At 63.4% G+C, this 12,317-nt stretch carries 12 protein-coding genes; 10 read left to right on the forward strand and 2 right to left on the reverse strand.

The window, feature by feature from the left end; all coding sequences use genetic code 11:
• Positions 1 to 77: 77 nt before the first annotated feature.
• The 9 genes from rsmI (at position 78) to IB265_RS01340 (ending at position 9,702) form a co-directional block, all read left to right on the forward strand.
• A complete protein-coding gene (gene rsmI / locus IB265_RS01300) occupies positions 78 to 1,007 on the forward strand; it encodes a 16S rRNA (cytidine(1402)-2'-O)-methyltransferase (RefSeq protein WP_057247929.1) in 930 nt (309 codons plus the stop codon).
• Positions 997 to 1,365 (forward strand): YraN family protein, encoded by a 369-nt coding sequence (locus tag IB265_RS01305; protein WP_057247930.1) that lies wholly within the window; start codon positions 997 to 999, stop codon positions 1,363 to 1,365. Before rsmI ends, IB265_RS01305 begins: the two co-directional genes overlap by 11 nt.
• Before the next feature lie 161 nt (positions 1,366 to 1,526).
• Positions 1,527 to 2,825: an extracellular solute-binding protein gene (locus IB265_RS01310; RefSeq protein WP_057247931.1), complete on the forward strand. Its 1,299-nt coding sequence runs from the start codon at positions 1,527 to 1,529 to the stop codon at positions 2,823 to 2,825.
• A 5-nt stretch (positions 2,826 to 2,830) separates the two neighbouring features.
• On the forward strand, positions 2,831 to 3,835 hold the full coding sequence (locus IB265_RS01315) for an ABC transporter permease subunit (protein ID WP_244495502.1): 1,005 nt from the start codon (positions 2,831 to 2,833) through the stop codon (positions 3,833 to 3,835).
• A gap of 10 nt (positions 3,836 to 3,845) precedes the next feature.
• The gene (gene ugpE / locus IB265_RS01320) at positions 3,846 to 4,688 is read left to right on the forward strand and encodes a sn-glycerol-3-phosphate ABC transporter permease UgpE (RefSeq protein WP_057247932.1); all 843 of its coding nucleotides are present in this window, start codon (positions 3,846 to 3,848) and stop codon (positions 4,686 to 4,688) included.
• A 66-nt stretch (positions 4,689 to 4,754) separates the two neighbouring features.
• Complete coding sequence (locus tag IB265_RS01325; protein ID WP_057247933.1) at positions 4,755 to 5,867, forward strand: sn-glycerol-3-phosphate import ATP-binding protein UgpC; 1,113 nt, start codon at positions 4,755 to 4,757, stop codon at positions 5,865 to 5,867.
• Positions 5,864 to 6,853, forward strand: a complete 990-nt coding sequence (locus IB265_RS01330) for an endonuclease (RefSeq protein WP_057247934.1) — start codon at positions 5,864 to 5,866, stop codon at positions 6,851 to 6,853. The genes IB265_RS01325 and IB265_RS01330 overlap by 4 nt, the downstream gene beginning before the upstream one ends.
• Before the next feature lie 146 nt (positions 6,854 to 6,999).
• Positions 7,000 to 7,947, forward strand: coding sequence for a glutathione synthase (gshB, locus tag IB265_RS01335; RefSeq protein ID WP_057247935.1), 948 nt, complete (start codon positions 7,000 to 7,002; stop codon positions 7,945 to 7,947).
• A gap of 222 nt (positions 7,948 to 8,169) precedes the next feature.
• On the forward strand, positions 8,170 to 9,702 hold the full coding sequence (locus IB265_RS01340; protein ID WP_113479344.1) for a YifB family Mg chelatase-like AAA ATPase: 1,533 nt from the start codon (positions 8,170 to 8,172) through the stop codon (positions 9,700 to 9,702).
• 65 nt (positions 9,703 to 9,767) lie between these two features.
• Here the strand turns inward: IB265_RS01340 and cysK are convergent, their stop codons facing one another.
• Positions 9,768 to 10,736, reverse strand: a complete 969-nt coding sequence (gene cysK, locus IB265_RS01345) for a cysteine synthase A (RefSeq protein WP_057247937.1) — start codon at positions 10,734 to 10,736, stop codon at positions 9,768 to 9,770.
• Positions 10,737 to 10,872: 136 nt separating this feature from the next.
• Positions 10,873 to 11,490, reverse strand: coding sequence for a LysE family translocator (locus IB265_RS01350; RefSeq protein ID WP_057247938.1), 618 nt, complete (start codon positions 11,488 to 11,490; stop codon positions 10,873 to 10,875).
• Positions 11,491 to 11,665: 175 nt separating this feature from the next.
• Here IB265_RS01350 and IB265_RS01355 point away from each other — a divergent pair, with 175 nt between their 5' ends.
• Complete coding sequence (locus IB265_RS01355; RefSeq protein ID WP_057247939.1) at positions 11,666 to 12,298, forward strand: LysE family translocator; 633 nt, start codon at positions 11,666 to 11,668, stop codon at positions 12,296 to 12,298.
• The last annotated feature ends 19 nt before the right edge of the window (positions 12,299 to 12,317 follow it).

Raw genomic sequence — 12,317 nt, forward strand, 5'->3', positions numbered from 1 at the left:
TTGCCCTTGCCCTGCCCTGCCGGCTCACTCATAAAGACCGGACCGACGCATCGGTGAGCACGATCAGGACGTTACAGGTGGAAAAGCAGAAGACATCGGAAGCATCGGGCGGGCAGAGAGAGCGTAGCTATCGCCTGCACAATGTCAGCGTTCCGGCCCGGCCCCTCGATGCGGCGCTCTATCTGGTGGCGACCCCGATCGGCAATCTCGGCGACATTACGCTGCGCGCACTGGAAACGCTTGCCGGCGCCGATGTGCTCGCCTGCGAGGACACGAGGGTTACGCGCGTGCTGCTCGACCGCTATGGCATCGTGAACCGGCCCTACGCCTATCACGAGCACAATGCCGACGAAGCCGGCCCCCGGCTGCTTGCAGCACTCGCCGAAGGGCGATCGGTGGCGCTCGTTTCCGACGCCGGAACACCGCTGGTTTCCGACCCGGGCTACCGGCTGGGGCAGCTTGCGATCGAAGCCGGTCATCGCGTCGTGCCGATCCCGGGCGCCTCGGCGCCGCTTGCAGCACTCGTCGGCTCCGGCCTGCCAAACGATGCCTTCCTCTTTGCCGGTTTCCTGCCGACCAAGGACAAGGCGAAACGCGATCGCCTCAGGGAATTAGCGGCCGTGCCGGCGACAATCATGTTCTTTGAATCGCCGCACCGCATCGCCGCGACAGTGGCGGCCGCAGCCGAGGTGCTGGGCGAGGGTAGGCGGGCTGCCGTCTGCCGCGAGCTCACCAAGACCTTCGAGGAGTTCCGCCGCGGCACGCTCGGCGAGCTTGCTGCACATTATGGAGAAGCTGGCGCCGTCAAAGGCGAGATCGTGCTCGTCATCGGGCCGCCGGATGCCGCACCCGAGCCGGAAGCGGCCGATGTCGACGCCCTGCTGCTGAGCCTTGTCGCCGACATGCCGGCCGGCAAGGCGGCGACCGAAGCCGCCCGCCAGACGGGCGTGCCGCGCAAGGAGCTCTATGACCGGCTGCTGCAGCTGAAGAAGCGCCATGACGGCTGACGGCAGCGACCGGCGGAAGCTGAAAGCGCTGAGGCGGGGGCAACTCGCCGAATACCGCGCGGCGCTCTGCCTGCTGCTGAAGGGCTACCGCATCGTCGCCATGCGCCATCGCACCAAGCTCGGCGAGATCGACATCATCGCCCGGCGCGGCGATCTCATTGCCTGCGTCGAGGTCAAGGCGCGCCGCTCGGCCGAGGACGGCGTATTCGCGGTGACGGCCACGGCGCAAAAACGCATTCGCGCTGCGAGCGATCTCTGGCTGGCCAGGCAACCGGACTTCAACAGGCTTTCCGTGCGCTACGACATCATCACGGTGACCCCTTGGGGCTGGCCGCGGCATCTGCCGGATGCCTTCTGAACCGGCGCGGGATGAGGGAAAATGATTGCGGTGTTCCGCCCGCATCCCGCCTTGGAACAAAATCGCGAATTTGTAATCGTTCCGACATAAAAGCGTTACGGGCCTGTCATTGAACGTCACTAGTCCAAGCCATCCGCAACCCGGTGGAGAGGGACCAAGTCATGTTCAAGAAGTTTTCATTCGCAGCCCTTAGCTTCGCTTTTTCCGCGACGTCATCATTTGCCGCGACCAATATCACCTGGTGGCACGGCATGGCCGGCCGCAACGGCGAAGTCATCAATGAAGTTTCCAAGAAGTTCAACGAAGCCCAAAGCGCCTGCGCGCTGACCCCGGTTTCCAAGGGCACTTACGAGGAAGCGCTCGCTTCCGGCATCGCCGCATTCCGTTCGGGCGAACAGCCGAACATCCTGCAGGTCTTCGACGCCGGCGCCGCCACGATCATCAACGCCAAGGGCGCGGTCATTCCGGCCGAAGACCTGATCATCAAGGCTGGCCACAACTTCGACCGCAACGCCTTCATTGACGGCGTGCGCTACTTTTACGCCGACAGCGAGGGCAAGTTCGTCGGCATGCCGTTCAATTCCTCCGCGCCGATCATGTACATCAACGACGAGGCCCTGAAGAAGGCCGGCGTCGAAGCGCCGAAGACCTGGGAAGAGTTTGAAGCGGTTGCCCCGAAGCTGAAGGAAGCCGGCTACATCCCGCTCGTCCAGTCGCAGCTCACCTGGCAGTTCACGGAGAACTTCTTCTCCCGCAACAACATCCAGTTCGCCACCAACAACAACGGCTATGACGCCGTCGTCGACACGCAGCTGAAGGTCACCGACCCGAACCTCATCATGATGTTCGACAAGCTCAAGGCCTGGAAGGACGAAGGCTACTTCGCTTTCTACGGCGCCGGCTGGAACGACAACCAGAAGGTCTTCGAAGAAGGCAAGGCTGCGTTCTGGATCGGTTCGTCGGGCTCCTTCGGCGGCCTGCAGAAGACGGCGCAGATGCCGTTCTCGGCAACCTTCCTGCCCTATTGGGGCTCGATCAAGGGTGCCGGCACCAATTCTTTCATCGGCGGCGCGGCACTGTTTGCCATGTCCGGCAAGTCGGATGAAGAGAACAACTGCGTTGCCGACTTCTTCCAGTTCCTGACCTCGCCGGAAATCCAGTACTTCTACCACAAGGCCACCGGTTACGTTGCCATCACCAAGGCAGCCTACGAGCTCGCCCAGAAGGACGGCTACTACAAGGAAAAGCCGGTTGCTGAAGTCGGCATCAAGCAGCTGCTGCTGCCGGCCGGTGACTGGTCGAAGGGCTACCGCCTCGGCTTCTACCCGCAGATCCGCGAAATCATGGAACGCGAATACGGCCGCATCTTCTCGGGCGAAACGACCGTCAAGGACGCTTTCGACACGATCGAAAAGGAAGGCAACGAGCTGCTCGCTCGCTTCGCCAAGACGGCCGGCTGATCTCCATGTCGACCGCGACAGATCTCCTCCCCGCCTCGCGGGGAGGAACCGGAACCCAAACCGGCGGGCGTCGCTTCGGCGCCTTCCGGTTTTTCGGTGGCCAGTCGAAGAGCGGAGGAGAAGGCGTTGCCAAGCGCGTTCAGTTCTCCTCGCCGTTCCTGCCCTACCTCTTCCTCGCGCCACAGCTCGCGATCATCTTCATCTTCTTCTACTGGCCGTCGGTTCAGGCGATCCAGTCGTCCTTCTATCTGGAAGACCCCTTCGGCTTCGGCTCGACCTTCGTCGGCATGACGAACTATACCGACGTGCTGAAATCGGGCGAGTATCTCGGAATCGCCCGCTTCACTGCCGTCTTCACGGCGCTCGTCACCTTCTTCGCGCTGTCGATCGGCTTGCTGCTCGCCGTCAAGGCCGATGGCGTCATCCGCGGCAACGCCGCCTACAAGACGCTGCTCATATGGGTCTATGCCATCGCGCCGCCGGTCGCCGGCCTCATCGGCATGATGTTCTTCGACCAGCATATCGGCCCGATCGTCGAACTCGCCCGCTGGTTCGGCTGGGACATCAAGGTCGGTCTGAATTACTTCGACACCGCCTTTTCCATGGTGGTCGTCTCCGTCTGGAAGCAGATCCCGTATAACTTCATCTTCTTCCTCTCGGGCCTGCAGGGCATCCCGGTCTCGGTGCGCGAGGCGGCGGCGATCGATTGCCGCTCCGGCTTCCGCCGCTTCTGGACGGTGATCCTGCCGCTCTTGGCGCCGACCGCCTTCTTCCTGTTGATCATCAATGTCACCTATGCGCTGTTCGATACCTTCGGCGTCATCGACGTGATGGTGAAGGACAAGGCCGCCAACAACCCGATCACCCTTGTCTACAAGGTCTACATGGACGGTTTCCGCGGCAACGATCTCGGCGGCTCTTCGGCCCAGTCGGTGATCCTGATGCTGATCGTCTTCGTTCTCACCATCTTCCAGTTCCGCTTCATCGAGCGGCGCGTGCACTACAACTGAGGCGGCGCCGATGTATCGCACCAAGATTTTCGACCACGTCATCCTGCTCTTCGGCGTCTTCATCATGGTGGCGCCGGTCGTCGTCGCCTTCATGACCTCGACGCACGAGGCAGCCGATATCCACCGCAATGGCCTCAGCCTCACCTGGGGCGGCCATTTCGTCGAGACCTACCAGACGGTCTTGACCCGTCAAGGCGGCTTCACCGGCAAGATCACCGGCTTCAACATGATGCTGAACTCGATGATCCTCGGCTTAGGTTTCGCCGTCGGCAAGATCGTGCTCTCGATGCTCGCGGCCTATGCGCTGGTCTATTTCCGCTTTCCGCTGGCGACCTTCTTCTTCTGGGTAATCTTCACCACGCTGTTGCTTCCGCTCGAAGTGCGCATCCTTCCGTCCTACGAAGTGATGAACACGCTGAAGCTGACCAACACCTACACCGGCCTGATCGTGCCGCTGCTCGCCTCGGCGACGGGTACGTTCTACTTCCGGCAGTTCTTCAAGTCGGTGCCGGACGAGCTGCTTGAGGCGGCGCGCATCGATGGCGCCGGGCCGTTCAAGTTCTTCATCGACGTGCTCGTGCCACTGTCGCGCACCATGATGGCGGCGATCTTCATCATCATGTTCGTCTACGGCTGGAACCAGTACCTCTGGCCCACATTGATGACCACCGACGAAGGCTTCTTCACCCTGGTTCGCGGCATCAAGCAGATCCTGCTTGTCTGGGTCGGCTCGAACATCCCCGACTACAACGAGGCCTTTGCACTGGCGATCCTCGCCATGCTGCCGCCTGTGATGATCGTCGTGATCTTCCAGCGCTGGTTCATCAAGGGCCTGACCGAAAGCGACAAGTAAGCGGAGTGGAGGCGGGACAACTGTCCCGCCCGCTTCTGAAACGGTACCATTTTAACGGAGGCAGCCATGGCGGCCATTACCATCGCCGAGGTCTCGAAGATCTATCACGGCAATGTCGAGGCGGTGAAATCCGTCTCGATCGATATCGAGGACGGCGAGTTCATCGTGCTGGTCGGCCCGTCCGGCTGCGGCAAGTCCACGCTTTTGCGCATGGTCGCCGGGCTCGAGACGATTTCGAAGGGCACGGTGACCATCGGTTCGCGCGTCATCAACGACGTCGATCCGGCCGAGCGCGACATCGCCATGGTCTTCCAGAACTATGCGCTCTATCCGCACATGACCGTCTACGACAACCTCGCCTATGGCCTGAAGAACCGCAAGACGCCCAAGGCCGAGATCGATGCCCGCGTCGCCGAAGCCGCGCGGATGCTGGAAATCGAGCCCTATCTCGCGCGCAAGCCGCGCGCCCTTTCCGGTGGCCAGCGTCAGCGCGTCGCCATGGGCCGCGCGATCGTGCGCAAGCCGGCGGCCTTCCTGTTCGACGAGCCGCTCTCCAACCTCGACGCCAAGCTGCGCGTCTCGATGCGCGGCGAGATCAAGCGCCTGCAGAAGCGCCTCGGCACGACCTCGCTCTACGTCACCCACGACCAGCTCGAAGCGATGACGCTCGCCGACCGGCTGGTGGTGCTGAACGGCGGCCGGATCGAGCAGATCGGCCGTCCGCTCGACGTCTACCACCGTCCGGCCTCGACCTTCGTCGCGAGCTTCATCGGCTCGCCGGCGATGAACCTGATCAAGGGCCAGATCGAGGGCGGCAGCCTGCAGATCGGCCTCTACAGGATTGAGCTTGGCAGCCGCGCCCCGGTCGAAGGCGCTGTGACCGTCGGCCTGCGCGCCGAGGACCTCCGGCTTGCCGGTGTCGGCGAGGATGCGATGCTGTTCCAGGTCGACTATGTCGAGGAGCTCGGTGCTCAGCGGCTCGTGCACGGCACCATCGAGGGCCAACCTCTGACGATAGCGCTCTCTCCGGAAATGCCGCTTTCCGGTGATCTCGCCGTGACGATTGCCGTCGACCGCCTGCACTTCTTCTCGCCCGAAACCGGCAAGCGGCTGGAACGGGGCACGTCTTTTGCCGGTGATGCACCGGCGCAGAACCTTCGGCTGGAGACGGCATCGTGATCCATGAAGCCGTTGAGCAGCTTGCCGTTCCATCGCTCGAACTGCGTGCAGGATTTGCTTCGATGCTGCGCACCATTGCGGCCCATGACGCCGCCATGGCCGCGCGACCGGAAATGAACAGCATCGAGGTCGGCGCCGCGCCGTCCTCGACCGCGCCGCTCGCCTTTCCCTTCACCGTCGCTGCCTGGAACCTGGAGCGCTGCCTGTTCGCACCGGAAAGTGCTGGACATCTCGCAGCAACCAAGGCCCCAGTCGTGCTGCTATCGGAAATGGACAACGGCATGGCCCGCACCGGCCAGCGCCATCCGACCGCCGAAGTCGCTGCTATACTCGGCATGCAATATGCCTATGGCATCGAATTCATTGAGATGGGCCTCGGCTCCGATACCGAGCGCGCGTTCTGCGAGGATGATTTCAACGCCAGGGGCTTTCACGGCAATGCGCTGATGGCTTCGGTGCCGCTCGGCCGGCCCTTCATGCTGCGCCTCTGGGGCGAGCGTCTCTGGTTCACCGATGGCGAACAGCCGCGTCTCGGCGAGCGTTTCGCGATCGGTGCCGTTATCGAGACCGAGTCAGGCCCCTTCGTCGCCGTCTCCACCCATCTTGAAAGCGCGACGACCGCGGCCTACCGCGAACGCCAGGTCAGGGAATTGATCGATGCGCTCGACGAAGCCTTTCCCGGTCTGCCGGTGCTGATCGGCGGCGATCTCAACACCGGCAACCATGCTGGCGGCGACTTCGAAGCCGAAGGGCTCTTTGCGATGAGCGCTGCCCGCGGCTTCACCCGTCACGGTGGACCACTTGAGGTGATGACCACCCGGCCGAGCCTGATCACCCGTTGGCCGGAGCGCGCGATGAAGCTCGACTGGTTCCTCGCGCGCGGCCTGAAGATCGGCGAAACCAGGATCATTCCCTCGCTCGATGAAACCGGCCGGCCGCTTTCGGATCACGATCTCATCACCTGCGTGGTCGAAGGCTTCGAATAGGCTCAGCTCTCCTTGCCTAAGGCACGCCCGCATTCTACATGTCGAGGGCTTTTCCAGTGCGGGAGAGGGCAGCGGTTTTCTCGTCCTCTTCCGTTCTGACGATTTGAAATCGATCACGCTTGGCGTGATCCACAGGGGACGGGAAGATGGCGAAAATCGTCAATGTCGGGGTCCAGATGGACCATGTGTCGGGCATCAATATTGCGGGTGATTCTACCTTCGCCATGAGCCTCGAGGCACAGTCGCGCGGCTACCGCCTTTTCCACTACACGCCCGAAAAACTGTCGCTGCGCGACGGCAAGGTCTATGCGAGCGTGCAGCAGATGACGCTGCGCGACGTCAAGGGCGATCACTTCACGCTTGGCGAAGCCGAACGCGTCGATCTGTCGACCATGGACGTCATCCTGCTCCGCCAAGATCCGCCCTTTGACATGGGCTACATCACCTCGACGCATCTTCTGGAACGCCTGCATCCGAAGACGCTGGTTGTCAACGATCCGGCCTGGGTGCGCAATTCGCCGGAGAAGATCTTCGTCACCGAATTCGCCGACCTGATGCCGAAGACGCTGATCACCCGCGACCCCCAGGAGATCGCCAGCTTCCGCCAGGAGATGGGCGACATCATCCTGAAGCCGCTCTACGGCAATGGCGGCGCCGGTGTCTTCCATTCGACCCGTGACGACCGCAACCTGTCTTCCCTTCTGGAAATGTTCGGCCAGATGTTCCGTGAGCCCTTCATCGCCCAGGAATACCTGCCGGCGGTACGCAAGGGCGACAAGCGCATCCTGCTCGTCGACGGTGAGCCGGTCGGCGCCATCAACCGCGTTCCGGCCGAACATGATGCGCGCTCCAACATGCATGCCGGCGGTCGGCCGGAGGCGACCGAGCTTACGGCGCGCGAAAGGGAAATCTGCGCCCGCATCGCTCCGGCGCTGAAAGCCCGCGGCTTCCTCTTCGTCGGCATCGACGTCATCGGCGACTACATGACCGAGATCAACGTCACGTCGCCGACCGGCATCCGCGAAGTCAAGAAGTTTGGCGGCGCCGATGTTGCGAGCCTGCTCTGGGACGCGATCGAGCGCAAACGCGCCTGATCCGGCGCTTCCGGTAGAACCTGTCTCCGGATGACGGAGATTGCCGCGGCTTCCGCCCGCGGCTGCGGGGGTGCGCCCTTGCCAACGGCAGCGCGTAGGTCTTGCCTCAGATGTTCCGTAATTGTTCTTGTTTTTGTGCGTGAACCGTGCAAGGCTCCGTCTTGCAACCCAAGGCGGTTGCGGCGCCCGTAATGACGGGACGCCCGGGGCGAGGGAGCAACCATGGTCGCGCGCGTCAGCACGGTCGCATTTCAGGGTATCGAGGGTCTGCCGGTCGACGTTCAGGTGATGATCGCGCCGGGCAAAGTCGGCATGCAGATCGTCGGCCTGCCGGACAAGGCGGTGGCCGAAAGCCGCGAGCGGGTGCAGGCAGCGCTTCATGCTTCGGGTCTGGCGCTGCCGGCCAAGCGCGTCACCGTCAATCTCGCCCCCGCCGATCTGCCGAAGGAGGGCAGCCACTTCGATCTTGCGATCGCGCTCGGCCTGATGGCGGCGCTCGGGGCCATCCCCGGCGATGCGCTGGCGCCCTATGTCGTGATCGGCGAGCTCAATCTCGACGGCACCATTGCCGCCGTTGCCGGCGCGCTTCCCGCCGCCATCGGCGCCAATGCGCTCGGCAAGGGGCTGATCTGCCCGGCCGAAAGCGGGGCGGAGGCGGCCTGGGCAGGTGCGGAGATCGACATTCTCGCGCCGCGCAGCCTGATCGCGATCGCCAATCATTTCCGCGGCACGCAGGTGCTGTCGCGGCCCCAGGCCGCGATCCGCTCGGGCGCTGCCAACCTGCCCGATCTCGCCGACATCAAGGGACAGGAAAGCGCCAAGCGGGCGCTGGAGGTGGCTGCTGCTGGCAACCACAATCTGCTGATGGTGGGACCGCCGGGATCGGGGAAATCGATGCTCGCCGCACGGCTGCCGTCGATCCTGCCGCCGCTCAATCCGGCCGAGCTGCTCGAAGTGTCGATGATCCACTCGATCGCCGGGCAGTTGCCGGGCGGCAAACTCTCGGACCGGCGGCCGTTCCGCACGCCGCACCATTCCGCAACCATGGCCGCCATGGTCGGTGGCGGCTTGCGCGCCAAGCCCGGCGAGGCCTCGCTCGCCCATCATGGCGTCTTGTTCCTGGACGAGTTTCCGGAGTTCACGCCGCAGGTGCTCGACGCACTGCGCCAGCCGCTCGAAACCGCGGAATGCATCATCGCCCGCGCCAATCACCGGGTGAGCTATCCCGCCGCCATCCAGCTCGTCGCCGCCATGAACCCCTGTCGCTGTGGCATGGCCGGCGAGCCCGGACGCAGCTGCGCCCGCGGCCCGCGCTGCATGACCGATTACCAGGCGCGCATCTCCGGCCCGCTGATGGACCGCATCGATATCCGCATCGACGTGCCTGCCGTCAGTGCCGCCGATCTGTTGAAGCCGGCTGCAGCCGAAAGCAGTGAGGTCGTCGCCCGTCGGGTTGCCCGCGCCCGTGCCCTGCAGACCGACCGCTTCGCTGCCCTCGGTCATCCGGAGTTGACGAGCAACGCCCGGTGTTCGACATCGATGATCGAGAAGATCGCCGAGCCCGACGCGGCCGGCCTGCAACTCCTCCGGGATGCCGCCGAGAAGATGAAATTTTCTGCGCGCGGCTATCATCGTGTGCTGAAGGTCGCACGCACGCTCGCCGATCTCGATGGCGCGCAGACGGTCGGCCGCATCCATCTGGCCGAAGCGATTTCCTACCGCATTGCCGGCGAGAGGCTGCAGGCGGCGGCGTAGAGGTCGGTTCGAAACAAAAGGGCGCCGCGAGGCGCCCTTTCCTTTCGTGGGAGAAGGCTTGTCGATCAGCCGCCGAGGCCTTCAAACAGCGCGGTCGAGAGATAGCGTTCGGCAAACGACGGGATGATGACGACGATGGTCTTGCCGGCGTTTTCTTCGCGCTGGCCAACCTCGATCGCCGCCGTCAGTGCTGCGCCGGCGGAGATGCCGACCGGCACGCCTTCGAGCCTGGCGACGAGGCGAGCAGCCTCGATCGCTTCGCCGCTGTTGACGGTGACGATCTCGTCATAAACGGAGGTGTCGAGGATCGCCGGCGCAAAGCCCGCGCCGATGCCCTGGATCTTGTGCGGGCCCGGGTTGCCGCCGGAAAGCACAGGGGACTCTTCCGGCTCGACCGCGATCACCTTGATCGAGGGTTTGCGCGCCTTCAGCACCTGGCCGGCACCGGTAATCGTGCCGCCGGTGCCGATGCCGGACACGAAGATGTCGACAGCACCTTCGGTGTCGTTCCAGATTTCCTCGGCGGTCGTCTTGCGGTGGATTTCCGGGTTGGCCGGGTTCTCGAACTGCTGCGGAATGATGGCGTCGGGCAGCGTCTCGACCAGTTCCTGCGCCTTGGCGATCGCGCCCTTCATGCCCTTGGCACCTTCCGTCAGCACCAGCTCGGCGCCAAAGAGGGCCAGCATCTTGCGGCGCTCGACCGACATCGTTTCCGGCATGGTGAGGATCAGCTTGTAGCCCTTGGCGGCGGCGACGAAGGCGAGCGCGATGCCGGTGTTGCCCGAGGTTGGCTCGATCAGGGTCGTGCGGCCGGGAGTAATCTTGCCCTGGGCTTCCAGGCTCTCGATCATCGCCACGCCGATGCGGTCCTTGACCGAGGCGATCGGGTTGAAGAATTCGAGCTTGGCGAGCAGGTTCGCCTTGACGCCCTTCTCCTTGGCAAGCTTGTCCAGCCGCACGATGGGTGTATCGCCGATCGTCTCCGTGATCGAGGAATAGACGCGGCCGCGGCCGGGCTTGCGTGTGTCGGACATGGGTTTCTCCCTTGGGCGTGAACTGTCAGCTATGAGAATAGGAACAATGACTGCTCAATTCCAGAACGACAAACACGCAGCGACGATTCGCCGGAGGAAAAAGCACCGGCGAAGTTGTTGTTCAGGAAAAGTTTTTTCAGCTCGCGCGGACGGCGATATAGGCGGCCGTTCCCGCCAACACGCTGGCTGCGACCCGGTTCAGTGTTCGGAGCGCCTTTGGCTGCTTGAGCAGCAGACGTGCGCGCGCCGCGAGCAGCATATAGGGAACCAGCACGGCCAACAGCACCAGGAAGGTTGCCGTCAGCAAAAGGCCGTAGTCGCGGGGGCCGATGTCTGCGATGTCGATCAGCGTCGGCACCAGCGCCACATAGAACAGCATCGTCTTCGGGTTGCCGAGGGTGACGAGCAGGCCGGACAGGAAGGACATCACCGGACTCGTCGACGGCTTCGCTTTGATATCCTCGGGCAGCAGCCCCGCGGTCCAGAGTTTCCAGGCGATGTAGCCGAGATAGAGGACGCCTGCAAATTTCACGACCAGGAAGACCGTGGTGAAGGTCTGGGCGATCAGCGCCAGCCCGAGCACGACAGCCGTCAGGTAGATAATGTCGCCGAGTACGATGCCAAGACCCATGAAGAAGGTTTCGCGGAAACCGGAGCCGAGCGCACGGGCGACGAGCGCCGTCACGCCGGGACCCGGTATGGCCGCAGCGATGAAGAGTGCGCCGCTATAGGCAACGAGAGCCGCGAGCGTCATGGACATTCCTTCCGATGGTGATGCCGATTTCTAGCGCAGACGGACAAAAAAGGGAAATCAAGGAACGACGACCGATAGGCGCCTGACGACAAAATTGATCGGGTGACAAGTCTGGCGTTGTCCGCCGACGCGGGATCGGTAGAGCTTGCAGAAAACGAGCGAAAGGCGCCTCTCCATGCCCGAGTTGAAAGATATGATCGGCTTTGCCCTCCTTGCTCTCGGCATGGTGCTGACGCCGGGGCCGAACATGATCTACCTGATCTCGCGTTCGATCAGCCAGGGGCCGGGCGCCGGATTGATCTCGCTCGGCGGCGTTGCGCTCGGTTTCGTCGTCTACATGATTTCGGCCGCACTCGGCATCACCGCGCTGCTTCTCGCCGTTCCCTTTGCCTATGATGCGCTGAGAATTGCCGGCGCCGGCTACCTTCTCTATCTCGCCTGGCAGGCTGTGCGGCCTGGCGGGCGTTCGCCGTTTCAGGTCCGCCATCTGCCGAAGGATGGGCCGAAGAAGCTGTTCGTCATGGGGTTTCTGACGAGCCTGCTCAATCCCAAGGTGGCGGTGCTCTATCTCTCGTTGCTGCCGCAGTTCATCCGGCCGGAACTCGGCAATGTGCTCGGCCAGTCGCTGGTCTTCGGGTCGATTCAGATCATGACCAGCGTTACCGTCAACGCGATGATCGCGCTTGCCGCCAGCGGCATCGCGGCCTTCCTCGCCGGGCGACCGCTGTTCATGGTGGTGCAGCGCTGGGCCATGGGTACGGCGCTTTTCGGCTTCGCGCTGAGCATGGCATCGGAGGCGCGGCGTTAATCCGCGCTTTATCGACCAG

It is taken from the genome of Ensifer sp. ENS10, assembly GCF_014852025.1.
Taxonomy (GTDB): domain Bacteria; phylum Pseudomonadota; class Alphaproteobacteria; order Rhizobiales; family Rhizobiaceae; genus Ensifer.